The organism is Pseudomonas sp. RHF3.3-3, assembly GCF_048069595.1.
Lineage (GTDB): Bacteria > Pseudomonadota > Gammaproteobacteria > Pseudomonadales > Pseudomonadaceae > Aquipseudomonas > Aquipseudomonas fuscovaginae_B.
On record NZ_CP182250.1, the window covers coordinates 6,893,801 to 6,916,224 of the forward strand.

21 protein-coding genes are annotated in these 22,424 nt (G+C 63.2%); 8 read left to right on the forward strand and 13 right to left on the reverse strand.

Going from position 1 to position 22,424, the window contains the following annotated elements:
- Positions 1 to 295 precede the first annotated feature (295 nt).
- Positions 296 to 778, forward strand: a complete 483-nt coding sequence (locus tag ACMGT0_RS30420) for a hypothetical protein (protein WP_054058500.1) — start codon at positions 296 to 298, stop codon at positions 776 to 778.
- 131 nt (positions 779 to 909) lie between these two features.
- Here the strand turns inward: ACMGT0_RS30420 and ACMGT0_RS30425 are convergent, their stop codons facing one another.
- From ACMGT0_RS30425 to ACMGT0_RS30445, 5 genes are all read right to left on the reverse strand, one after another.
- Positions 910 to 1,878 (reverse strand): CDP-6-deoxy-delta-3,4-glucoseen reductase, encoded by a 969-nt coding sequence (locus tag ACMGT0_RS30425; protein WP_273825860.1) that lies wholly within the window; start codon positions 1,876 to 1,878, stop codon positions 910 to 912.
- On the reverse strand, positions 1,878 to 3,344 hold the full coding sequence (ubiD, locus tag ACMGT0_RS30430) for a 4-hydroxy-3-polyprenylbenzoate decarboxylase (protein WP_054063603.1): 1,467 nt from the start codon (positions 3,342 to 3,344) through the stop codon (positions 1,878 to 1,880). The genes ACMGT0_RS30425 and ubiD overlap by 1 nt, the downstream gene beginning before the upstream one ends.
- Positions 3,345 to 3,495: 151 nt before the next feature.
- Positions 3,496 to 4,755, reverse strand: coding sequence for a transcription termination factor Rho (gene rho / locus ACMGT0_RS30435; protein ID WP_054058497.1), 1,260 nt, complete (start codon positions 4,753 to 4,755; stop codon positions 3,496 to 3,498).
- 234 nt (positions 4,756 to 4,989) lie between these two features.
- Positions 4,990 to 5,331 carry a thioredoxin TrxA gene (trxA, locus tag ACMGT0_RS30440; protein WP_054058496.1) on the reverse strand — a complete coding sequence of 114 codons (342 nt, stop codon included), beginning with the start codon at positions 5,329 to 5,331 and terminating at the stop codon, positions 4,990 to 4,992.
- A gap of 298 nt (positions 5,332 to 5,629) precedes the next feature.
- Positions 5,630 to 6,328, reverse strand: a complete 699-nt coding sequence (locus ACMGT0_RS30445) for a FadR/GntR family transcriptional regulator (protein WP_054058495.1) — start codon at positions 6,326 to 6,328, stop codon at positions 5,630 to 5,632.
- Between the two features lie 257 nt (positions 6,329 to 6,585).
- Between ACMGT0_RS30445 and ACMGT0_RS30450 the strand changes: the two genes are divergently transcribed.
- The 4 genes from ACMGT0_RS30450 to ACMGT0_RS30465 are packed head-to-tail and all read left to right on the forward strand — an operon-like array spanning position 6,586 to position 9,432.
- Positions 6,586 to 7,371 (forward strand): transporter substrate-binding domain-containing protein, encoded by a 786-nt coding sequence (locus ACMGT0_RS30450; protein ID WP_054058494.1) that lies wholly within the window; start codon positions 6,586 to 6,588, stop codon positions 7,369 to 7,371.
- A gap of 24 nt (positions 7,372 to 7,395) precedes the next feature.
- Positions 7,396 to 8,061, forward strand: a complete 666-nt coding sequence (locus ACMGT0_RS30455; RefSeq protein ID WP_054058493.1) for an amino acid ABC transporter permease — start codon at positions 7,396 to 7,398, stop codon at positions 8,059 to 8,061.
- On the forward strand, positions 8,058 to 8,708 hold the full coding sequence (locus tag ACMGT0_RS30460; protein ID WP_081005959.1) for an amino acid ABC transporter permease: 651 nt from the start codon (positions 8,058 to 8,060) through the stop codon (positions 8,706 to 8,708). The genes ACMGT0_RS30455 and ACMGT0_RS30460 overlap by 4 nt, the downstream gene beginning before the upstream one ends.
- The gene (locus ACMGT0_RS30465) at positions 8,695 to 9,432 is read left to right on the forward strand and encodes an amino acid ABC transporter ATP-binding protein (RefSeq protein WP_054058491.1); all 738 of its coding nucleotides are present in this window, start codon (positions 8,695 to 8,697) and stop codon (positions 9,430 to 9,432) included. Before ACMGT0_RS30460 ends, ACMGT0_RS30465 begins: the two co-directional genes overlap by 14 nt.
- 6 nt (positions 9,433 to 9,438) lie before the next feature.
- Here the strand turns inward: ACMGT0_RS30465 and ACMGT0_RS30470 are convergent, their stop codons facing one another.
- The 4 genes from ACMGT0_RS30470 to ACMGT0_RS30485 all read right to left on the reverse strand — a co-directional run bounded on the left by ACMGT0_RS30470 (position 9,439) and on the right by ACMGT0_RS30485 (position 13,994).
- Positions 9,439 to 9,987 carry a hypothetical protein gene (locus tag ACMGT0_RS30470; protein ID WP_416770945.1) on the reverse strand — a complete coding sequence of 183 codons (549 nt, stop codon included), beginning with the start codon at positions 9,985 to 9,987 and terminating at the stop codon, positions 9,439 to 9,441.
- Positions 9,988 to 10,003: 16 nt separating this feature from the next.
- A complete protein-coding gene (locus ACMGT0_RS30475; RefSeq protein ID WP_416770946.1) occupies positions 10,004 to 12,493 on the reverse strand; it encodes a fimbria/pilus outer membrane usher protein in 2,490 nt (829 codons plus the stop codon).
- Between the two features lie 7 nt (positions 12,494 to 12,500).
- Positions 12,501 to 13,208, reverse strand: coding sequence for a fimbria/pilus chaperone family protein (locus ACMGT0_RS30480; protein ID WP_416770948.1), 708 nt, complete (start codon positions 13,206 to 13,208; stop codon positions 12,501 to 12,503).
- Between the two features lie 132 nt (positions 13,209 to 13,340).
- Positions 13,341 to 13,994 (reverse strand): DUF1120 domain-containing protein, encoded by a 654-nt coding sequence (locus ACMGT0_RS30485; protein WP_416770949.1) that lies wholly within the window; start codon positions 13,992 to 13,994, stop codon positions 13,341 to 13,343.
- 421 nt (positions 13,995 to 14,415) lie between these two features.
- Between ACMGT0_RS30485 and ppx the strand changes: the two genes are divergently transcribed.
- On the forward strand, positions 14,416 to 15,918 hold the full coding sequence (gene ppx / locus ACMGT0_RS30490) for an exopolyphosphatase (RefSeq protein WP_054058488.1): 1,503 nt from the start codon (positions 14,416 to 14,418) through the stop codon (positions 15,916 to 15,918).
- On the opposite strand, the gene ppk1 is transcribed toward ppx, so the two are convergent.
- Positions 15,905 to 18,127 carry a polyphosphate kinase 1 gene (gene ppk1, locus ACMGT0_RS30495; protein WP_416770951.1) on the reverse strand — a complete coding sequence of 741 codons (2,223 nt, stop codon included), beginning with the start codon at positions 18,125 to 18,127 and terminating at the stop codon, positions 15,905 to 15,907. The two genes, ppx and ppk1, sit on opposite strands and share 14 nt — an antisense overlap.
- 18 nt (positions 18,128 to 18,145) lie before the next feature.
- Entirely contained in the window at positions 18,146 to 19,159 is a 1,014-nt protein-coding gene (gene hemB / locus ACMGT0_RS30500; protein ID WP_416770953.1) for a porphobilinogen synthase, read from the reverse strand.
- 207 nt (positions 19,160 to 19,366) lie between these two features.
- Here hemB and ACMGT0_RS30505 point away from each other — a divergent pair, with 207 nt between their 5' ends.
- Positions 19,367 to 19,978: a DedA family protein gene (locus tag ACMGT0_RS30505; protein ID WP_054058485.1), complete on the forward strand. Its 612-nt coding sequence runs from the start codon at positions 19,367 to 19,369 to the stop codon at positions 19,976 to 19,978.
- On the opposite strand, the gene ACMGT0_RS30510 is transcribed toward ACMGT0_RS30505, so the two are convergent.
- Positions 19,956 to 21,194 (reverse strand): sterol desaturase family protein, encoded by a 1,239-nt coding sequence (locus tag ACMGT0_RS30510; protein WP_416770955.1) that lies wholly within the window; start codon positions 21,192 to 21,194, stop codon positions 19,956 to 19,958. The genes ACMGT0_RS30505 and ACMGT0_RS30510 overlap by 23 nt on opposite strands.
- Before the next feature lie 113 nt (positions 21,195 to 21,307).
- Between ACMGT0_RS30510 and elbB the strand changes: the two genes are divergently transcribed.
- Positions 21,308 to 21,970: an isoprenoid biosynthesis glyoxalase ElbB gene (gene elbB, locus ACMGT0_RS30515; RefSeq protein WP_054058483.1), complete on the forward strand. Its 663-nt coding sequence runs from the start codon at positions 21,308 to 21,310 to the stop codon at positions 21,968 to 21,970.
- Here the strand turns inward: elbB and ACMGT0_RS30520 are convergent.
- Positions 21,967 to 22,422 (reverse strand): YaiI/YqxD family protein, encoded by a 456-nt coding sequence (locus tag ACMGT0_RS30520; RefSeq protein WP_054063608.1) that lies wholly within the window; start codon positions 22,420 to 22,422, stop codon positions 21,967 to 21,969. The two genes, elbB and ACMGT0_RS30520, sit on opposite strands and share 4 nt — an antisense overlap.
- Positions 22,423 to 22,424: the final 2 nt, after the last annotated feature.

The window sequence follows — 22,424 nt, forward strand, 5'->3', positions numbered from 1 at the left end:
CCCTTGGAATCCAAAGTCGGGGCTTCATGCCCCGAGTTCGCACGATCGGTCCGTGTGGCGAACGGTGTCGGTCATTGTGTTGATGATTGGCTGATACAGGCCGGTAGTCCGATGACATATAGCCTAATGATATGTAATAAATAAATTAAATATCAGAATCGAATATGGATAAGCTAAACACTGCATTAGTAAAAAACCCTACAGACCTTTCAGATAGCAAGAGCTGACGAGCCAGGGTCAGGCTCCGTATAACGGCCAACTTCTCGAATAACCGCGTCCCAGAGAGGTCAGCCCCATGAATCGATCGATGTTCGCCGCAGTGCTTGTCCTCTCGCTGGGGACGGCCAGCGCCGTGCTCGCCGCCCAGGAGTCCACCGCAGAGAAGGGCTTCTGGTATGCCCAGACCAGTCTGTACTCCCGGCACTATTCACCCGCTCCCGAACACAACAATCATCAGGACCTGCTTGGCCTGGAACGTCATGACGGGTCGGGATGGCTGTACGGCGCCGCGACTTTTCGCAACTCGTTCAGCCAGCGCTCGTACTACGGCTATGTCGGGCAGCGCTTCGACAGCGCACGTTATCCGTTGTACGCGAAGGTGACGGGTGGGTTGCTGCAGGGCTATCGCGGCGAGTACCGCGACAAGATTCCGCTGAACCGCCTGGGCGTGGCGCCGGTGCTGATTCCGTCGGTGGGCACCTACTACGGGCCGGTGGCGGCCGAACTGGTGCTGCTGGGGTTCAATGCGGCGATGATCACCACGGGGGTCAGGTTCTGATCATGGGTGGAGAGTGCTGGCCCTGTTCGCAGATGAATCCGGCTCTCACAGTGTCAGCGTCGCTCGCAGGAGTCATGCACGGCGCGAGCGCTGGTGGGAGCAGGATTTATCCGCGAACAGGCCATCGCCAATCAGGACCTCGGCGCGTAGGCGAAGACATCCGCCCGCATCTGGTGCGCATCCATCCCCGCCTCGACCAGCGCATCCAGCGTTGCGTAGATCATCGCCGGCGAGCCGCTGGCATAGACCCGCACGCTCGACAGGTCGGCAATGTCCTCGCAGACCGCCTCGTGCAGCATGCCGCAGCGCCCTTCCCAGCCGCACAGGTCGCTGACCACCTTGTGCAGGAACAGGTTCGGCAGCTTCTGCCACTCGTCCCAGTGTTCCAGCTCATAGAAGTCCTCGGGCCGCCGCACCCCCCAGTACAGGTGCACCGGGTGTTCGAACCCGCGTGAACGGCAGTGCTCGATCAGGCTGTGCATCTGCGCCATGCCGGTCCCGGCGGCGATCAGCACCAGCGGCGCATCCGGCAGTTCGGCCAGGTGGGTATCGCCGAACGGCAGTTCGACCCGCGCCATGCCGTTGCGCTGCAACTGCTCGATCAACCGGCGCGCACTGGCTTCGCGCACCAGCACATGCAGTTCCAGGTCACGCCCGGAGTGTGGCGCCGAGGCCAGGGAAAACGCCGATTTCTCGCCATTGTCACGCTCGATCATCAGGTACTGCCCGGCGTGATAACGCGGCGGCTTGCCCGCCGGCGCCCGCAGGCGAACCCGCCAGACATCGCCGCCGATCTCGACGCATTCGGTCAACTGACACGCCAGGCTACGCACCGGCAACTCTCCCAGGGCCAGGACACCATCCCAAAGCACCACGCAATCTTCCAGGGGCTCGGCGATACAAGTGTAGAACTCGCCATGGTCACGGACAGCGCCCGCCTGCGCGACCCGGCCTTCCACCAGCAACGCCGCGCAGACGTGACAATTGCCATTGCGGCAACTCTGCGGGCAGTCATAGCCCAGCCGCCGGGCACCATCGAGAATCCGCTCGCCGGGTCGTATCTCCAGCACGGCTCCGGAGGGCTGCAAGGTCACACGCATCAATCTATTCCTAACTGATTCCAGATGGCATCGATCCGCCGGGTCACGGCTTCATCCTTGACGATCACCCGGCCCCACTCGCGCGTGGTTTCGCCGGGCCACTTGTGGGTGGCATCCAGCCCCATCTTCGAACCCAGGCCGGAAACCGGCGAGGCGAAGTCGAGGTAGTCGATCGGAGTGTTGTCGATCATCACCGTGTCGCGCTTGGGGTCCATGCGCGTGGTGATGGCCCAGATCACATCGTTCCAGTCCCGGGCATTGATATCGTCGTCGGTGACGATAACGAACTTGGTGTACATGAACTGTCGCAAAAACGACCAGACACCCAGCATCACGCGCTTGGCATGGCCAGGGTAGGACTTCTTCATGGTCACTACCGCCATGCGGTACGAGCAGCCCTCGGGCGGCAGGTAGAAGTCGGTGATTTCCGGGAACTGCTTCTGCAGGATCGGCACGAACACTTCGTTCAGTGCCACTCCGAGGATCGCCGGCTCATCCGGTGGTCGCCCGGTGTAGGTGCTGTGGTAGATCGGCTTGATCCGGTGGGTGATGCGCTCGACGGTGAACACCGGGAAGTCGTCGACCTCGTTGTAGTAGCCGGTGTGGTCGCCATACGGGCCTTCCGGGGCCATTTCGCCCGGGTGGATCACGCCTTCGAGAACGATTTCCGCGGTGGCCGGGACCTGCAGATCATTGCCCCGGCACTTCACCAGTTCGGTGCGGTTGCCCCGCAGCAGGCCGGCGAAGGCGTACTCGGACAGGCTGTCCGGCACCGGCGTGACCGCGCCGAGAATGGTCGCCGGGTCCGCCCCGAGCGCCACCGAGACCGGGAACGGCTGGCCCGGATGCTTCTCGCACCATTCGCGATAATCCAGCGCCCCGCCACGGTGGCTGAGCCAGCGCATGATCACCTTGTTGCGGGCGATCACCTGCTGGCGGTAGATGCCGAGGTTCTGGCGATCCTTGTTCGGCCCCTTGGTGACCGTCAGGCCCCAGGTGATCAGCGGCGCCACGTCGCCTGGCCAGCAGTGCTGCACCGGCAGCTTGCCGAGGTCGACGTCGTCACCCTCGAGGACGATCTCCTGGCAGGGCGCGTCCTTGACCACCTTGGGCGCCATGGCAATGATCTTGCGGAAGATCGGCAGTTTGGACCAGGCGTCCTTGAGCCCCTTGGGCGGCTCCGGCTCCTTGAGGAAGGCCAGCAGCTTGCCGATTTCCCGCAGTTCGCCGACATCGTCGGCCCCCATGCCCAGGGCGACCCGCTCCGGGGTACCGAACAGGTTGCCGAGCACCGGGATATCGAAACCGCTGGGTTTTTCGAACAGCAGCGCCGGGCCCTTGGCCCGCAGGGTGCGGTCGCAGACCTCGGTCATTTCCAGAATGGGGGACACCGGAACCTGGATGCGCTTGAGTTCACCGCGCTGTTCCAGGCCGCTGATAAAGTCGCGCAAGTCGCGATACTGCATGCGTGAGCCTCGTAGGGTCCGTGGCGTTCGGGGTGGGCAGTGTACCCGGTTCGCCCCGATATCGTGCAAGCGAACACTTGCCCTGGCACGGTCCGCGCCGCGTCCAGATAGCAAAAAGCCGGGTTTCCCCGGCTTTTCTGCTCTGTTCGACTTACTTGCGCTTCATCGACAGGAAGAACTCATCGTTGGTCTTGGTCGTTTTCAGCTTGTCGACCAGGAACTCGATGGCCGCCACTTCATCCATCGGATGCAGCAGCTTGCGCAGGATCCACATGCGCTGCAGCTCGTCGTCGGCCGTCAGCAACTCTTCGCGGCGAGTACCGGAACGGTTGATGTTGATGGCCGGGAACACGCGTTTTTCGGCGATCTTGCGGTCCAGGGGCAGTTCCATGTTACCGGTACCCTTGAACTCTTCGTAGATCACTTCGTCCATCTTCGAGCCGGTTTCGACCAGCGCGGTGGCGATGATGGTCAGCGAACCGCCTTCCTCGATGTTACGCGCGGCACCGAAGAAACGCTTCGGTTTTTCCAGGGCGTGGGCATCGACACCACCGGTCAGGACCTTGCCGGAGCTCGGGATCACGGTGTTGTAGGCGCGGGCCAGACGGGTGATGGAGTCCAGCAGGATCACCACGTCCTTCTTGTGCTCGACCAGGCGCTTGGCCTTCTCGATGACCATCTCGGCAACCTGCACGTGACGGGTCGGCGGTTCGTCGAAGGTCGAGGCAACCACTTCACCCCGTACGGTGCGCTGCATCTCGGTCACTTCTTCCGGACGCTCGTCGATCAGCAGGACGATCAGGTGGCACTCGGGATTGTTACGGGTGATGTTGGCCGCGATGTTCTGCAGCATGATGGTCTTGCCCGCTTTCGGCGGGGCGACGATCAGGCCACGCTGGCCCTTGCCGATCGGGGCGCAGAGGTCGATGACGCGGCCGGTGAGGTCTTCGGTGGAACCGTTGCCGGCTTCCATCTTCAGGCGCTCGTTGGGGAACAGCGGCGTCAGGTTTTCGAACAGGATCTTGTTCTTGGCGTTTTCCGGACGATCGTAGTTGATCGTGTCGACCTTGAGCAGGGCGAAATAACGCTCGCCTTCCTTTGGAGGGCGGATCTTGCCAACGATGGTGTCACCGGTGCGCAAGTTGAAACGACGGATCTGGCTCGGCGACACGTAGATGTCGTCAGGGCCGGCCAGGTAGGACGCGTCGGAAGAACGAAGGAAGCCGAAGCCGTCCTGGAGGATCTCCAGCACGCCATCACCGGAGATTTCCTCACCGCTTTTCGCGTGCTTTTTCAGCAGGGAGAAAATCACATCCTGCTTGCGCGAACGGGCCATGTTCTCTATGCCCATCTGTTCGGCCAATTCGAGCAGTTCGGTAATCGGCTTTTGCTTGAGTTCAGTCAGATTCATATAGGAATGACGTAATCATTTATGGAGGGGGGAAATTAAGCTTTTGGCTTAATGAGGCCGCGCCGCAGAGAAGGCGACAGGATCGCGTACTTGTTCGAAAAGGAGAGCGTCGGCGACGGCTAGCAGGGGGCAATGGCGAAACCAGTGCGGGGCCGAATGTAACACCTGCATTTCACAGAGTCTAGCCCCAAACAACGAAAAAGCCCCGCTATTTGCGGGGCCTTTTAACGACGATCAGAGGTGCGCGTCGAGGAAAGCTTGCAACTGCGACTTCGACAGGGCGCCGACCTTGGTCGCTTCGACCTGGCCGTTCTTGAACAGCATCAGGGTCGGGATACCACGCACACCGTGCTTGCCCGGAGTATCCTGGTTTTCGTCGATGTTCAGCTTGGCGACGGTCAGCTTGCCCTCAAAGTGAGCGGCGATATCGTCCAGGACCGGAGCGATCATTTTGCAAGGACCGCACCACTCAGCCCAGTAGTCAACCAGCACAGGGCCTTCGGCCTTCAGGACGTCTGCTTCGAAGGACGCGTCGGTGACGTGCTTGATAAGGTGGTGGTGATGATGGCTGCTCATGGAATTCTCCGCAGTGGTAAACCCAAAAAAACGTTGCCCATCATAGCCGCCCTTCCTACGTACAGGAAGCCGCAGATGATTGAGTCTAACTATGGTACTCCATGAGTTTGAGTATCACCCAATCCGTGGGAGCCAACTGTCCTGGACTCACAGCCGACAAGCGGTCAAGAAAGCCCAGGGGTGGCGGTGATTGTACCGGCGCTTTCGCCGATGGATCCTGCTCTCACAAGGTACGGGTGACTACAAAAATCCCGTGTGCACACTGTGGGGCCGATGCCCCGCTCCGTGCAACGCAGAATCAGGCCGGCGTGACGAAAGCGATCCCGGTGCGCAGCGCCGCATTGCGCACATGCTCCTGCATGGCCTTCTGCGCCGGCCCCGCCGCATGCCGGGCCAAAGCCCGGAGGATCTTGCGGTGCTCCTGCCAGGTTTCCATGGCCCGTTCGGCCCGGATGAACGGCAGTTTCTGGCTCTCCAGGAACAATTCGGCCGTGGCACTGAGAATGCCGACCATGGCCTGGTTGCCGCTGGCCAGGAGGATCCGCCGGTGAAAGTCGAAATCCAGCCGGGCGGCAGCCTCGAAGTCCCCGGCGAGCAGCTCGGCACGCATGGCGTCGACATTGTCCTGCAGGATATCCAGCTCATCCGCCGTCAGCGTGACCGCCGCCAGCCCGGCGGCAAACCCTTCGAGGGCATAGCGCAACTGGAAAATGTCCTCGGCCGAAGCCTGGGCCGCGAACGGCCAGGCCAGCCCGCTGCCGGACGGCGCCTGCCCCTGCGCCTGGACGAACACCCCCTTGCCCGGCTGCACGCTGATCACCCCCAGCGCACTCAGGGACGACAGTGCCTCGCGTAGCGACGCCCGGCTGATCCCCAGGCGCTGCGCCAGGTCACGCTGCGAGGGCAGGGCGTCGCCCGGGCCGTAGCCCTCCTCGCTGATCAATTTACGAATGGCTTGCAGCGCCACTTCAGGTACGGCGCGGGAAATCGAGTTCATGGTGCCCAGGCTGGAAGGTCCGATAAAGCGCTAGTTGTAAAGCTATTACAGGCGGGCGGCAAGTCACGCCCAGCACTGGTTCGCGCCCCATGACCCATGCGCGATAACGGTGCGAAAAGAATAGCAACTGTTCAGACCAGTAAGACCATGAAAACCCTGACGAGGCCCGGAATACAGGGCTTTTCGCACGGTATGGCATGGGCTGTGCAATGCATATCGAACCGTAACCCTCCCCTTTTCGCATTCGGAGATCCGCCATGACCAAAGGCTTCAACGCCCTGCTCGCCGCCCTCTTCGCCAGCCTGATGCTGGGCCAGGCAGTCGCCCATGCCAATGGCCTGGACGATGTCGTCGCCCGTGGCACACTCAAGGTCGCCGTGCCTCAGGACTTCCCGCCCTTCGGCTCGGTCGGGCCGGACATGAAACCCCGCGGCCTGGACATCGACACCGCGAAACTGCTGGCCGACCAGCTCAAGGTCAAGCTGGAACTGACCCCGGTCAACAGCACCAACCGCATCCCGTTCCTCACCACCGGCAAGGTCGACCTGGTGATCTCCAGCCTCGGCAAGAACGCCGAGCGGGAAAAGGTCATCGACTTCTCCCGGGCCTACGCGCCCTTCTACCTCGCGGTGTTCGGCCCGCCCGAAGCCGCGATCAATGGCCTGGATGACCTCAAGGGCAAGACCATCAGCGTCACCCGTGGCGCCATCGAGGATATCGAACTGACCGCCGTGGCGCCCCAGGGCGTGACGATCAAGCGCTTCGAGGACAACAACTCGACCATCGCCGCCTACCTCGCCGGCCAGGTCGACCTGATCGCCAGCGGCAACGTGGTGATGGTGGCCATTTCCGAACGCAACCCGAAACGGGTGCCGGCGATGAAGGTGAAGCTCAAGGACTCCCCGGTCTATGTCGGCGTGAACAAGAACGAGCCGGCCTTGCTGGACAAGGTGAACCAGATCCTGAGCGCCGCCAAGGCCGATGGCAGCCTGGACAGGAACGCCCAGCAATGGCTCAAGCAACCGTTGCCCGCCGATCTCTGATCCGGTTTTCCCGAGGCCCGCTCCATGGCTTATCAGTTCGACTTTCTGCCGGTGTTGCACAACGCCGACCTGCTGCTGCGCGGCGCCCTGTTCACGCTGGAGCTGACTGCCATCGGCACCCTGCTGGGAGTCGGTCTCGGCATTCTCGGCGCAGCCGTGCGTGCCTGGAAGATCCAGCCGTTCTCGGCCCTGTTCGGGGTGTATGTGGAACTGATCCGCAACACGCCGTTCCTGGTGCAACTGTTCTTCATCTTCTTCGGCCTGCCGTCCCTGGGACTGCAGATTTCCGAGTGGCAGGCGGCGGTGCTGGCGATGGTGATCAACCTCGGCGCCTACAGCACCGAGATCATCCGCGCCGGCATCGAGGCGATTCCCCGCGGGCAGCTGGAAGCCGCCGCGGCCCTGGCCATGAGCCGCTTCGAGGCCTTCCGCCATGTGGTCTTGCGCCCGGCGCTGGGCAAGGTCTGGCCGGCCCTGAGCAGCCAGATCATCATCGTCATGCTTGGCTCGGCGGTGTGCTCGCAGATCGCCACCGAGGAATTGAGCTTCGCCGCCAACTTCATCCAGTCGCGCAACTTCCGCGCCTTTGAAACCTATGCCCTGACCACCCTGATCTACCTGGGCATGGCCCTGCTGATCCGCCAGTTGCTCAACTGGCTGGGACGGCGCTACCTGGCGAGGAGTCGCTGATGGATTTCACGTTCTGGGACATCCTCAACAACCTGCTGAGCGGATTGCAGTGGACCCTGGTGCTGTCGCTGGTGGCCTTCCTCGGCGGCGGCCTGCTCGGCCTGCTGGTGATGGTGCTGCGCATTGCCGAAAAGCCCCTGCTGCGCGGCCTGGCCCGCGCCTATATCGAACTGTTCCAGGGCACGCCGCTGCTGATGCAGCTGTTCATGGTGTTTTTCGGCGTGGCCCTGCTCGGGGTGGACATCTCGCCCTGGCTGGCGGCCGCCATCGCCCTGACCCTGTTCACCGGCGCCTATCTGGCGGAGATCTGGCGCGGCTGCGTCGAATCCATCGCCCGCGGCCAGTGGGAGGCCTCGGCCAGCCTGGCGCTCAACCGCTACGAACAACTGCGCCACGTGATCCTGCCGCAGGCACTGCGCATCGCCATCGCACCGACCGTGGGCTTTTCGGTGCAGGTGATCAAGGGCACCGCGGTGACCTCGATCATCGGCTTCACCGAACTGACCAAGACCGGCGGCATGCTCGCCAACGCCACCTTCGAACCCTTCATGGTCTACGGCCTGGTGGCCGTCGGCTATTTCCTCCTCTGCTACCCCTTGTCCCTCAGTGCGCGCTACCTGGAAAGGAGACTGCATGTCGCTTCTTAGAATTTCCGCCCTGCACAAGTACTACGGCGACCATCATGTGCTCAAGGGCATCGACCTGAGTGTCGAGCAAGGCCAGGTGGTGGCGATTATCGGCCGCAGCGGCTCGGGCAAGAGCACCCTGCTGCGCACCCTCAACGGCCTGGAATCGATCAACGACGGCGTGATCGAGGTCGACGGCGAATACCTCGATGCGGCCCGTGCCGACCTGCGCAGCCTACGGCAGAAGGTCGGCATGGTGTTCCAGCAGTTCAACCTGTTCCCGCACCTGAGTGTGGGCGAAAACGTCATGCTCGCCCCGCAGGTGGTACAGAAGGTTCCCAAAGCCAAGGCGGCCGAACTCGCACGGCAGATGCTCGAACGGGTCGGCCTGGGCGACAAGTTCGATGCCTTCCCGGATCGTCTCTCCGGCGGCCAGCAACAGCGGGTGGCGATTGCCCGGGCCCTGGCGATGTCGCCGAAAGTGCTGCTGTGCGACGAGATCACCTCGGCGCTGGACCCGGAGCTGGTCAATGAAGTGCTCAGCGTGGTGCGCCAATTGGCGAGGGACGGCATGACCCTGATCATGGTCACCCATGAAATGCGCTTCGCCCGGGAAGTCGGCGACAAACTGGTGTTCATGCACCAGGGCAAGGTTCATGAGGTCGGTGACCCCAAGGTGCTGTTCGCCAATCCGCAGACCGCGGAGCTGGCGAACTTCATCGGCAGCGTGGAAGCCCCCGCCTGAGACCGCTCATTCGCCCGGCACCAGTTCGAAACGCCCGCGGCCTTGGATTTCAGTCTCGTCGCCGACTCGGCTCATGGCCAGGGGCAGGCGCGGTTCGACCTCGACCTGCGCCGAGAAAAACCGCCCCTTGGCCGGCAGCCCTTGCGCCAGCACTCGCACAGTCCGGCCTGGGGCCATCAGCCAATCGGCCCCGTGCTCTTCCGGGCGGCCCTCCACCGCCAGGCTGACGGGCTCGCCATCCAGCCGGGCGTTGCCCAGGCCGACGGTGAAGTAGCCCCGAGCCAGACGGTAGGCCTGCGGCCCCGCCGCGGCCCCTTCGAAACGCAACAGCATGGCCGTGGACCGGGGGCAGACGATCGTCAGGCTCAGTCGGCGAAGACCCAGCGACAACTCGGACTGCCCGGGCTGGATTGGCAGACTCCCCAGGCGCAGCGAGCCGAGATCAATCTGCGCCTGGCTCAGGGACAACGTGCAGTCATGGGCGGCAACGGGTAACGAACACAAGGCAAGAGCAAGGCAACAACGGCGCAGGATGCTGCTGGCGCAAGAAGTCATGACGGTGTCCTCTGGATCAGATCGCCCGGCAAACCGCCGTGGCCGTTTCGTAGGGCCTGTCGTTGTCGACGGCTTCGGCCAGTTCGACAGTCAGGACGCAGTGGGTATGCTCGGCCAGGCGGATACTCAGTCGCTGCCCAGCCTCGGCATCATTCAGGAAAACCATGCCTTCGCCGACGACCGTGGTGAGCAGCCCGCCCTCGACGCTGGACACCAATGCTCCCTGACGCAGCGGTTCGGCATTTTCGTCGGTGACCTTGAGCAGCAGCCGGCGGGCACTGACCACCGAGAAATCAACCCGGTTGAACGACCCGCGCCCGGCCTCCAGACGCTTCACCCCATTGATCAGGTCGACACGCCGCGGCAACGAGCGGCTGTCGACTTCCACCTGGCTCTCCCGATAGGCCGACAGGCCGGGCAGCACCGCCTGCCCGCTGAAATCGGTCCAGACCGGGCCTTGCGGCGTGGCCAGGCGGATGCCGGACAGCTCACCCACCGAGGCCACCCCGAAGGTTTCCTGGATGGCGTAGGGCGAGAACGTCAGCCCTCCCCCATGCAGGGCGACGCCTCCGGACAACTGCCCGCTGTAACGGGTGCCGGAAGGGTTGCGCGTCGCCCCCAGCCCTACCTGGGTGTAGCGCGGCAGCAGACTGAGGTTGGCCCTGGTGAGCTGCTGCCGGTTGTCGAGATCGCGCTCCAGCCCCAGGTCGTAGCTCAGGGTGTCGCTGACCCGCTCACGGTAATCGCCACCGACATTGAGCCGGTCGCCGCGACGACTGACGTAGGAACCAATCCGCCGATCCCCACCCAACGGGATGCTGACGCCCAGGCGCATCCCCAGCCCCGGGTCCGACGCATGACGCCCCTCGCGTGGCCCGACACTGGAGTCGACGCTCAGGTTGACGCTGGCATACCGGTAGTCCCTGCTCCAGAGCCCATGCAGGCGCTGGGACGAACGCCCATCGAACATCAGGTTGCGCGAGTAGCCCAGGCTGAAACCGCCCAGTTGCGCATCCGACCAGCCGAGTGCAGTGGTGTACTGTCGCCTGAGGCGCAGGCTGGAATCATTATTGCGATCTGCACTGTGCACCTCGAACAGATCGCGATAACCGGCAGTGCGCAGGGTAGCACTCAGGCTCAGGTCGATATCCGCCACGAATGGGCTGCTCAGCGAGAGGCTGTCCTGCCGCCCTGTCAGGGAGTGCCGGGTCGTCTGGGACAGGGTGCTGCGCAAACCCAGGCCGACCCGCTCCCAGACTCGGCTGTCGAACGCCCAACCGGTGGCACGATAGTCGTCGCTGGCCAACAGCCCGCTGCTCAACGAGCCGAATCGGCCTAGCCCCCAGGTGCCGCTACCGGTCGCCAGCAATGGCTCATCCGCACCGTCGCCATCGCCCTCACGCAGCCGCCCCAGGGCCAGGTGGTAACCCGGCGGGACCGACGCGGCCCCCGGGAAGGATGCCGCAGGTACGACAAAACGCTGTTCGCCGCCCGTCTCGCCGATGACCCGGACCTCCAGGTCGACGCTGTCGCCGAGCAACGGCAGACCGGCCAGGCTGAAGGGTCCCTGGGGGACCAGGGTGGTATGGATCAATACGCCGGACTGGCGAACCTCCACGCGCGAGGAATCGAACGCCACGCCCCGGACCACCACGCCATGCCCGGCCCGACCCACCAACGAACCGCCGGGCATGAACTGCACACCGGAGAGTGGGACACCGGCGAATATCGGCCCTGCACTGCTGATCTGGCCGGCCTGGAACGTTGTCTGCCAGGCGTTCAGGTCCCGTTGCGCGTAGGCATACAGATGCTCCGTTTGCCGTTTCCCATCGTGGGCGACATGCAACTGGCGACTGCGCACGACCCAGTCGCCTGCATTGAACCCCGCCTCGGTCGCCGCCGAAAGAAAACGTTCGGTCCGCTGCTGCGAACGGGTGTCGACCGCCAACACCTCGTAATTGAGCAAGGCCGCCGTACCGCCACGGCTGTAGGCACCCTCGTCGAGCCGCTGGCCGCGCAGGGCCTGGGTCGGCACCAGCAGGGCCACCTCCTCGCGACGGGGTCGCAGGGAAACCCGGGTCTGCGGATATGCCTGCAAGAAGTCATGGCAGTCCTGGTCAAGTACCCTGCCGGCAGTGGTGGCGATCGGCTTCAAGCCGGCCTTGTCCAGCAACGCCGTGGTGAAACACAACTGGCCCTCCTGGTCGAAATGGAGCTTGGCAAGGCCCAGCGAATCGCCGTTGAGCTCCAGATTCACCACCTGCTGCCCTTCGCGAAAGCGCGGTGCCAGGCGAAAATAATCAGCAACTGCGGGATCGATGCCGCGTCCGGAGAGCACCGACAAGTCGAACTCCACCTCGGCGGCCTCCTCCTTCTTCTGGGCCGAGACAGGCTCGCCAAACCCCAGCAAGACCAGCCCCAGCCCCCTGATCAGCCACTGGGCCGACCTGGAAATCGGCAGGCATCGGCCATGGCCCTCACCGGCTCGTCGCTCAGGCGTTCTCATGCAAGCATCACAGTGCTTCGGCAAGAATCGGTGCTTCGTAGCTGGCTACCGCAAATCCGTAGACCGTTGCCGGCTGCAGAGTGACCGACGTACTCCTCGGCAGCGCCGGGTCCATTTCGATCTCAAGCACCTCCCCCGGCAGCACGTAACTGCGGCCCAGCATCACGCTGGTCTTGTGCGGGTTGAGCTGGAGCTCCGGCGCCAGGCGCACGACATAAGGGCTGTCATTACGTACCAGCAGCCTGGATCCGCGCTGGTGCCACGTCAACGCCTTCCAGGGCTCGCCATTACGTGCCAAGCCTCTGGGATGCAGGATCAGCGGCAGGTTCTGGCGCAGGTTGATACCTACCGTGGCGCCGTCCGCGGACTTGCGCTGCGGTATGCCCTCGAAGGTGACCCGCTTCAGGCGCTGGGTCTTGAGCGGTTGGTCGTTGATGGCAAGAAAGGTCACCACCTGCGTCTCGCCGCCGTCGAGCCGGGAGACCGGCTGCGCCACCACCACCAGCGCCTCAAGGTCCTCGGGAATGGACTCGATGGCCGAATTCAGCAGGACCGTGCCGCTCTCGGTATTGCGCACATGGATACTGGCCTGACCCTCCTCCTCATGGAGAATGACCACCGTGGTTTCCGGTTGCACACCATCGGCCCGGGCGTTCCCCCATAACACACCCAGAAGAAAGAACAACGCACCGGCAAAATAGGGCATACGAGGCATGGTCTCCAAGTGACACGCTCCCTGGCGAACATATATTAAGATCCGTTTGATACAGACATGACGAGATGGCCGGCACACACTTGCGTGCCGGCTTCTTCTCTACTGGTTAGTTGCCATTTGAATCCAAGTTATTCAGAGATAGCGCAGTTCCAGGGTTGCCGAACCGTCCAGGCTTACTGCTTCTTTTATATCAAGCTCGGAAGTCTTGTTGATGACCGCCTGAACTTCCAGTACGCCACTGACCCGTTCCACCGAAGCGGGATGAGTGGCCATGAAACCACTCCAGGACATGATGTTCTGATACTGGCCCAGGGCACCGTCGCCACGCTTCCAGTTCAGTCCGTTGTTACCCGACACTATGGTGTTGACCAACGGGAAGTTGGCCAAGGACTTCTTGATGATCAACGCATAGCCGCCGATCCGCTGGCCACCCGACGTCGTGCCCAGGCCATAGTTGTAGATGTCGTCGTAGCCCGGATTGATGGACGCCTGCACGATACCCGGGACCTTGCTGCCGGCGCGGTTGTCGATGGTCTTCACGCCCACCCGGGTGCCACCCTCGCACTTGACCAGGAACGGCACGCTCTTGGCCTCCAGGCGCGTATAGTTGTCCGGTTTCAGGGAGCCGCCATCAATCTTCTTGTAGTCGACAATACCGCCGTTCTGCAGGGTCAACGTGCAAGCCGGCGGGATGATCGTGCCTGTCACCAGCAGGTCAGCGGCACTGGCATAACCTCCGACTGCAACCAGCAGGGCGCCGAGCGTCAACTTGGATAACAACTTCATTTTCCCCCTCCATGTCATTCTGTTTTTAGCGGGCATGAGTTATTCAAGGCCGTCTGTTTTAACCGAAACCCCACTGCACCCAGGACACTTCAGTCTCTACAGCCAGCAACAATTAAATAACTGACACCAAGGCAAGATTGCCGGGCGCTAGTTTCCCTATTGATCCACGCCAGAAAAACCGGAGCGTTCGCAATCGGTTAGTTGAATAAAGAACAGGCGGAATCGGATGCCTTGGATATCGGTGTCACCTTGACCATGCCAAACAAGTAATGAATGTGACATATTCATGTAGGAAAATTGACGCAATGATGTTCCACCCACCCCGCAACCGACCCTGACCGGCTGCTCCCGGGCGCCCTACGTTGGCGTCAGAGCCTGATCGTGGCACGATGGAGGGGTTATCGACCGAGATCCTTCAACCATGCCCCATTCCCAAGCCAAGAATCTTTCCCTGATCGCCGCTATCGACCTGGGCTCGAACAGCTTCCACATGGTCGTGGCCAAGGCCCAGAACGGTGAAATCCGGATCATGGAGCGGCTCGGCGAAAAGGTTCAGCTGGCCGCCGGCATCGATGAAGAGCGCAAACTCAGCGAAGAATCGATGCAACGCGGGCTCGACTGCCTGAAGCGCTTCGCCCAACTGATCAACGGCATGCCCCTGGGCGCCGTACGGATCGTCGGCACCAACGCCCTGCGCGAGGCACGCAACCGCGCCGAATTCATCCACCGCGCCGAAAAGATTCTCGGCCACCCGGTGGAGGTCATCTCCGGTCGCGAAGAGGCCCGCCTGATCTACCTCGGCGTCTCCCACACCCTCGCCGACACCCCGGGCAAGCGCCTGGTCGCCGACATCGGCGGCGGCAGTACCGAATTCATCATCGGCCAACGCTTCGAACCGCTGCTGCGCGAAAGCCTGCAGATGGGTTGCGTCAGCTACACCCAGCGCTACTTCCGCGACGGCAAGATCACCCCGGCCCGCTACGCCCAGGCCTACACCGCGGCGCGCCTGGAGATCATGAGCATCGAACACGCCCTGCACCGCCTGACCTGGGACGAGGCGATCGGTTCGTCCGGGACCATCCGCGCCATCGGCCTGGCCCTCAAGGCCGGTGGCCAGGGCAACGGCGAGGTGAATGCCGAAGGCCTGGCCTGGCTCAAGCGCAAGCTGTTCAAGCTCGGCGAAATCGAGAAGATCGATTTCGAAGGGATCAAGCCGGACCGCCGCGCCATCTTCCCTGCCGGCCTGGCGATTCTCGAAGCGATCTTCGACTCCCTCGACCTGCAGCGCATGGACCACTGCGACGGCGCCCTGCGCGAAGGCGTGCTCTATGACCTGCTGGGCCGCCACCACCATGAAGACGTGCGCGAACGCACCCTCACCTCGCTGATGGAGCGTTACCACGTCGACCAGGAACAGGTGGTGCGCGTCGAGCGCAAGGCACTGCATGCCTTCGACCAGGTGGCCAAGGACTGGGAGCTGGAAGACGGCGTCTGGCGCGAGCTGCTCAGTTGGGCAGCCAAGGTCCACGAAGTCGGCCTGGACATCGCCCACTACCAGTACCACAAGCACGGTGCCTACCTGATCGAGCACTCCGACCTGGCCGGTTTCTCCCGGGAAGACCAGCAGATGCTCGCGCTACTGGTTCGCGGGCATCGTCGCAACATTCCCAAGGACAAGTTCGCCGAGTTCGGCGACGACGGCATCAAGCTGATTCGCCTGTGCGTGCTGCTGCGCTTCGCGATCCTGTTCCATCACATCCGCGGCACCCAGGAAATGCCGCAGGTCGCCTTGCGCGCCGACGGCGATACCCTGGATGTGGTGTTCCCCAAGGGCTGGCTGGAGCAGAACCAGCTGACTCAGGCCGACTTCGCCCTGGAGGCGGAGTGGCTGACCCGAGTCAGCATCACCCTCAACGTACGCTGAGGACCGGGCTGCTCAGACGATCGAGCAGGGTCGTCTGGGCACTGCGCGGGTTCTGGTTGCCGGTTGGCGTGTTACGGATGTAGCGACCGTCCGACTGCAGGCTCCAGCTGTGGGTGTTATCGGTGAGATAGCTTTCCAGCTCTTTCTTGACCCGCAGGATCAGCTTCTTGCCCTCGACCGGGAAGCAGGTCTCGACCCGCTTGTCGAGGTTACGCTCCATCCAGTCGGCACTGGACAGGAACAGCTGCTCCTCGCCGCCGTTGAGGAAGTAGAACACCCGGGTGTGCTCCAGGAAGCGACCGATGATCGAACGCACATGGATATTGTGCGAAACCCCGGCGATACCCGGACGCAGGCAGCACATGCCTCGCACCACCAGGTCGATGCGCACGCCGCACTGGCTGGCCTTGTACAACGCACGGATGATCTTCGGATCGGTCAGCGAGTTGAACTTGGCAATGATGTGCGCCGGCTTGCCATCGATGGCGAACTGGGTCTCCCGGGCAATCATGTCGAGCATGCCCTTCTTCAGGGTGAACGGCGCATGCAGCAGCTTCTTCATGCGTAGCGTCTTGCCCATGCCGATCAGTTGGCTGAACAGTTTGCCAACGTCTTCGCACAGGGCGTCGTCGGAAGTCAGCAGGCTGTAGTCGGTATACAGGCGGGCGTTGCCGGCGTGGTAGTTACCGGTGCCCAGGTGGGCGTAACGAACGATCTCGCCAGCCTCGCGGCGCAGGATCAGCATCATCTTGGCGTGGGTCTTGAAGCCGACCACACCGTAGATCACCACCGCACCGGCCGCCTGCAGACGGCTGGCCAGTTGCAGGTTGGACTCTTCATCGAAACGCGCCCGCAACTCGATCACCGCGGTGACCTCCTTGCCGTTGCGCGCCGCGTCCACCAGGGCGTCGACGATCTCCGAGTTGGCACCGCTGCGGTACAGGGTCTGGCGCACGGCCAGGACATGCGGGTCCTTGGCGGCCTGGCGCAGCAGGTCGACCACCGGGGTAAAGGACTCGAACGGATGCAACAGCAGGATGTCCTGCTTGCTGATCACGCTGAAAATGTTCTCGCTGTTCTGCAGCAGTTTCGGGATCTGCGGGGTGAACGGCGTGTATTGCAGCTCCGGATGGCTGTCCAGGCCGGTGATGCTGAACAGGCGGGTCAGGTTCACCGGACCGTTGACCTGGTACAGCTCGTTCTCGGACAGGTTGAACTGCTTGAGCAGGTAGTCCGACAGGTGTTTCGGGCAGGTGTCGGCCACTTCCAGGCGTACGGCATCGCCGTAACGACGGGAGAACAGTTCGCCGCGCAGGGCGCGGGCCAGGTCCTCGACATCCTCGGAGTCCAGCGCCAGGTCGGCGTTGCGGGTCAGGCGGAACTGGTAGCAGCCCTTGACCTTCATGCCCTGGAACAGGTCATCGGCGTGCGCATGGATCATCGACGACAGGAATACATAGTTGTCGCCAGGGCCACCGACGTCTTCCGGGACCTTGATGATCCGCGGCAGCAGGCGCGGTGCCGGAATGATCGCCAGACCGGAGTCGCGGCCAAAGGCATCGATACCCTCGAGCTCGACGATGAAGTTCAGGCTCTTGTTCACCAGCAACGGGAAGGGGTGCGTCGGGTCGAGGCCGATCGGGGTGATGATCGGCGCGATCTCGTCGCGGAAATAGCGGCGGACCCAGGTCTTGAGCTTGGTGGTCCAGTAGCGCCGACGGATGAAGCGGACCTGGTGCTTCTCCAGCTCCGGCAACAGGATGTCGTTGAGGATCGCGTACTGGCGATCGACCTGGCCGTGGACCAGCTCACTGATGCGTGCCAGCGCCTGGTGCGGCTGCAGGCCGTCGGCGCCGGCCTGTTCGCGGGCGAAGGTGATCTGCTTCTTCAGCCCGGCGACACGGATCTCGAAGAACTCATCGAGGTTGCTGGAGAAGATCAGCAGGAACTTGAGCCGCTCCAGCAACGGATAGGACTCGTCCAGCGCCTGCTCCAGCACGCGGATGTTGAACTGCAGCTGCGACAGCTCGCGGTGGATGTAGAGACTGCTGTCATCCAGGTTCGGGATCGCCACCACCGACGGCACCGCCACATGCGGCGCCTCGGCCACCACCGGCGCCGGTTCCAGTTCCGGCGGGGTTTCGACGATCTGCTCGACCACCGGTTGAGCTTCTTTTACTTCAACTTCGCTGAGTCCTTCGGTATTCATCGAGTGTTCCTGTGAGGGCTATTTTTGCTCTCGTAGCAATTGAGCGGCACGAACGGCAAAGTAAGTCAGGATGCCATCGGCACCGGCACGTTTAAAGGCGGTCAGGGATTCGAGAATGACCCCTTCACTCAACCAGCCATTCTGGATCGCCGCCATGTGCATGGCGTATTCACCGCTGACCTGATAGACAAAGGTCGGCACCTTGAATTCATTCTTGACCCGGTAAAGGATGTCCAGGTACGGCATGCCCGGCTTGACCATGACCATGTCGGCGCCTTCGGCGAGGTCCGCAGCCACTTCATGCAGGGCTTCGTCGCCGTTGGCCGGGTCCATCTGGTACGAAGCCTTGTTCGCCTTGCCCAGGTTCGAGGCCGAACCGACCGCATCGCGGAACGGGCCATAGTAGGCGCTGGCGTATTTCGCCGAGTAGGCCATGATCCGCACGTTGACGTGACCGGCCAGCTCCAGCGCCTCGCGAATCGCCTGGACCCGACCGTCCATCATGTCCGAGGGTGCCACCACCTGGGCACCGGCCTCGGCGTGGGACAGCGCCTGGCGCACCAGAGCGTCGACGGTGATGTCGTTCTGAACATAGCCTTCCTCGTCGAGGATACCGTCCTGGCCGTGGGTCGTGAACGGGTCCAGGGCCACATCGGTAATCACCCCCAGTTCGGGGAAGCGCTCCCGCAACGCGCGGGTGGCGCGCTGGGCGATGCCTTGCGGGTTCCAGGCCTCGCTGGCATCCAGCGACTTGAGCCCGGCCGGCGTCACCGGGAACAGTGCCAGGGCGGGAATCCCCAGTTCGACCCACTTCGCCGCCTCTTCGAGCAGCAGATCGATGGTCAGGCGCTCGACCCCCGGCATCGACGCCACCGTCTCGCGACGGTTCTCACCATCGAGCACGAATACCGGCAGGATCAGGTCGTCGACTGTCAGAACATTCTCGCGCACCAGGCGTCGGGAAAAGTCGTCGCGACGATTGCGGCGCAGGCGGGTGGCGGGAAACAGGCGATTGGCGGGGGTAAAGCTCACGGCAGACTCCTGAGCCCGCGCGGGCGGGCGAGCATGGCAGTTATAAGCGGCCATTATGACGAAGGAATGACAGTTGTGCTTACTCCTGCGACCGGGCGCCGCAGTCGCGACTTTTGTAGGAAATGTTAACGTCGAGACACATTTGGACACTTTCCTCTCTGTCGTCGAAGGGTTAGGCTGCGCGTTCATTTCGCCAGCATCCAGACAATGCTCCAACAATTTCTGCAGGATTTCGGCTACTTCGCCCTGTTTCTCGGAACGTTCTTCGAAGGCGAGACCATTCTGGTACTCGCAGGCTTCCTGGCGTTTCGCGGATACATGGACATCAACCTGGTGGTTATCGTGGCGTTCTTCGGCAGCTATGCCGGCGACCAGCTGTGGTACTTCCTGGGGCGCAAGCATGGCCGCAAGTTGCTGGCGCGCAAGCCGCGCTGGCAGTCGATGGGTGACCGGGCCCTGGAACATATCCGCCGCCATCCGGACATCTGGGTATTGAGCTTCCGTTTCGTCTACGGCCTGCGCACGGTGATGCCGGTGGCGATCGGCCTGTCAGGTTATCCACCGGGGCGCTACCTGCTGCTCAACGGCATCGGCGCGGCCATCTGGGCCGCGGCCCTGGCGGCGGCGGCCTATCACTTCGGGGCGATCCTCGAAGGCATGCTCGGCAGCGTGAAGAAGTACGAGCTGTGGGTGCTCGGCGGCCTGCTGCTGGTCGGCCTGGTCCTCTGGAGCTGGCGGCGCTTCAAGAGCGCCCGCCTGGCCCGCAGGGCCGAGGCCGAACAGTCCCTGGCCGGCCCTACGAACCCGCCAGCCGAATGACCCGCCCCCTGCTGCAGTAGAGCCCGATCAAGCTCAGCAGGCTGTAGCTGAGCAGGCCGATCCAGCCCAACGGGCTGGCCGGCCACAGCCCGACCAGCGGCGCCAGCCAGGCCAACGGCACATTCAGCAGCAGCCGCGTCACCTCCAGCTTCAACGCCCATGGCCGGTTCTCCAGGCCCGCCCCGAGTACGAACAGCCCCAGCAGCATCGCCGCCCAGCCGAGCACCAGCGCCGCCTGGGGCAGTTTCTCGGCGAAGTTCATCAGGTAGCTGCCCAGCGCCACGTACACCGCGAACTGCAAGGCGATATAGACCTGCTGACGTGGCTCCAGCGGCACCTCGAACTTGCGAAAGTGCGCCAGGTCATGCTTCGCCATCGGGTACTTCGCCGCGACGTCCGCCGGGCGCCAGCCGGTGGGCATGAACCAGATACGCAGCTTGTCCCGGTAGCGCTCGGCACGCCGGGCGTCAGCGGCCAGTTGCGCGTAGAACTGCAGGTTGGCCCACAGCGGGTTCCAGCTGGCCAGCGGCGTGGTCACCCCGAACACCACCGGCTCGGCGTCGTCCTCCTCCTGGAAGGTGCCGAACAGCCGGTCCCAGAGAATGAACACGCCGCCGTAGTTGCGATCCATATAGAGAGGGTTCTGCGCATGATGCGCGCGATGGTTGGACGGCGTGACGAAGAACCACTCGTACCAGCCGAGCTTGGGAATGTGCCGGGTGTGCACCCAGAACTGGTAGAGCAGGTTCAGCGCCGCCACGGTGATGAACACCGACAGTGGCACACCGAGCACCGCCAGCGGCAGGTAGAAGATCCAGCTCAGCAGGAAGCCCGTGCTGGTCTGGCGCAGGGCGGTGGACAGGTTGTAGTCCTCGCTCTGGTGATGCACCGAATGCGCGGCCCAGAGAATATTGCGCTCATGGCCCATGCGATGCAGCCAGTAGTAGCAGAAGTCGTAGACCACGAAGGCCATGACCCAGACCCACGGGCTGTCGGCCGGCAGATCGAACAGCGCCAGGTGGTCGAGGGCCACGGCGTAGGTCACCAGGCCGACGCCCTTGGTCAGCAGGCCGGTGGTGGTCGACAGCACGCCGGTGCTGAGGCTGTTGATCGCGTCGGCCACCCGATAGTTGCGGGTACCGCGGCGATAGTCGGTCAGCAGCTCGACGATGATCAGTACGACGAAAAACGGAATCGCATAAGGAATGAGGTCCATGGCGCTACCCAAGAGGAACGATTGGCCCAAGATTAGGTGTAGTCGCTGCAAATTCCGCTGACAATGAATGCCAGATTGGTAGACATTTAACGCCAGACATCGGGAGATCCAACATGACCAGGAAAATCGCGGTAATCCTATCCGGCTGTGGCGTCTACGACGGCGCCGAGATCCACGAAAGCGTGCTGACCCTGCTGCGCCTGGACCAGCGTGGCGCCCAGGTGCAGTGCTTCGCCCCGAACATCGCACAGATGCAGGTGATAAACCACCTGACCGGCGAGGAAATGCCCGAGTCGCGCAATGTGCTGGTGGAGTCGGCACGCATCGCCCGCGGCCAGGTCCGCGACCTGCGCGAGGCCGATGTGCGGGAATTCGACGGGCTGATCGTGCCGGGCGGCTTCGGCGCGGCGAAGAACCTCTCCAATTTTGCCATCGAAGGCGCCGGCTGCAGCGTGCAGGCCGAAGTCCTGGCGCTGGCCGAAGCCTTCGCCGAGGCCGGCAAGCCGGTGGGGCTGATCTGCATCACCCCGGCGCTGGCGGCGAAGATCTACGGCCCGGGCGTGACCTGCACCATCGGCAACGACGCCGACACCGCCGCGGCCCTGGGCCGCATGGGCGCCAACCACCAGGAGTGCGCGGTGGATGAAATTGTCGAGGACAAGGCCCGCAAGCTGGTCACGACCCCCGCCTACATGCTCGCCCGGTCGATTGGCGAAGCGGCGGCGGGGATCAACAAGCTGGTGGACCGGGTGCTGGAACTGGCCCAGGAAGGTTAGGTGGCGCGAGCGAGCCGGGTCAGGATCCGATCCAGCGAATTGGCGAACGCCTGCTTCTCGCGCTCGCCATAGGGCGCCTGGCCACCGCCGACCTGCCCCTGCTCGCGCAGATCGGTGAACAGGTTGCGCACCGCCAGCCGCTCGCCCATGTTCTGCTCGTCGAACGGCTTGCCCCGGGGATCGAGTGCCGCCACGCCCTTTTTCACCAGGCGATCGGCCAGCGGTACGTCGCTGCAGATCACCAGTTCCCCCGTCACCGCATGCTCCACCAGATAGTCATCGGCGGCATCCGGCCCGCTGGGCACCACGATCAGCCGCACGCAGGCGAAGGGTGGCCGGGGCTGCGGTTGCCCCGCCACCAGCACCACCTCGAACTGCCGCTTGAGGGCGAACTTCACCACCAGGTCACGGGCGATCCGTGGGCAAGCGTCGGCATCGATCCACACGCGCATGC

Excerpts from the sequence above, each read along its gene's own strand:
- ACMGT0_RS30450 (WP_054058494.1), top strand. The coding sequence starts at position 6,586 with ATGACCAAAGGCTTCAACGCCCTGCTCGCCGCCCTCTTCGCCAGCCTG.
- trxA (WP_054058496.1), bottom strand. The coding sequence starts at position 5,331 with ATGAGCAGCCATCATCACCACCACCTTATCAAGCACGTCACCGACGCG.
- ACMGT0_RS30425 (WP_273825860.1), bottom strand. The coding sequence starts at position 1,878 with ATGCGTGTGACCTTGCAGCCCTCCGGAGCCGTGCTGGAGATACGACCC.
- ACMGT0_RS30455 (WP_054058493.1), top strand. The coding sequence starts at position 7,396 with ATGGCTTATCAGTTCGACTTTCTGCCGGTGTTGCACAACGCCGACCTG.
- ACMGT0_RS30480 (WP_416770948.1), bottom strand. The coding sequence starts at position 13,208 with ATGCCTCGTATGCCCTATTTTGCCGGTGCGTTGTTCTTTCTTCTGGGT.
- ubiD (WP_054063603.1), bottom strand. The coding sequence starts at position 3,344 with ATGCAGTATCGCGACTTGCGCGACTTTATCAGCGGCCTGGAACAGCGC.
- rho (WP_054058497.1), bottom strand. The coding sequence starts at position 4,755 with ATGAATCTGACTGAACTCAAGCAAAAGCCGATTACCGAACTGCTCGAA.
- ACMGT0_RS30510 (WP_416770955.1), bottom strand. The coding sequence starts at position 21,194 with ATGGACCTCATTCCTTATGCGATTCCGTTTTTCGTCGTACTGATCATC.
- ACMGT0_RS30520 (WP_054063608.1), bottom strand. The coding sequence starts at position 22,422 with ATGCGCGTGTGGATCGATGCCGACGCTTGCCCACGGATCGCCCGTGAC.
- ppk1 (WP_416770951.1), bottom strand. The coding sequence starts at position 18,127 with ATGAATACCGAAGGACTCAGCGAAGTTGAAGTAAAAGAAGCTCAACCG.
- ppx (WP_054058488.1), top strand. The coding sequence starts at position 14,416 with ATGCCCCATTCCCAAGCCAAGAATCTTTCCCTGATCGCCGCTATCGAC.
- ACMGT0_RS30470 (WP_416770945.1), bottom strand. The coding sequence starts at position 9,987 with ATGACTTCTTGCGCCAGCAGCATCCTGCGCCGTTGTTGCCTTGCTCTT.
- ACMGT0_RS30485 (WP_416770949.1), bottom strand. The coding sequence starts at position 13,994 with ATGAAGTTGTTATCCAAGTTGACGCTCGGCGCCCTGCTGGTTGCAGTC.
- ACMGT0_RS30445 (WP_054058495.1), bottom strand. The coding sequence starts at position 6,328 with ATGAACTCGATTTCCCGCGCCGTACCTGAAGTGGCGCTGCAAGCCATT.
- ACMGT0_RS30465 (WP_054058491.1), top strand. The coding sequence starts at position 8,695 with ATGTCGCTTCTTAGAATTTCCGCCCTGCACAAGTACTACGGCGACCAT.
- ACMGT0_RS30420 (WP_054058500.1), top strand. The coding sequence starts at position 296 with ATGAATCGATCGATGTTCGCCGCAGTGCTTGTCCTCTCGCTGGGGACG.
- ACMGT0_RS30505 (WP_054058485.1), top strand. The coding sequence starts at position 19,367 with ATGCTCCAACAATTTCTGCAGGATTTCGGCTACTTCGCCCTGTTTCTC.
- elbB (WP_054058483.1), top strand. The coding sequence starts at position 21,308 with ATGACCAGGAAAATCGCGGTAATCCTATCCGGCTGTGGCGTCTACGAC.
- ACMGT0_RS30475 (WP_416770946.1), bottom strand. The coding sequence starts at position 12,493 with ATGAGAACGCCTGAGCGACGAGCCGGTGAGGGCCATGGCCGATGCCTG.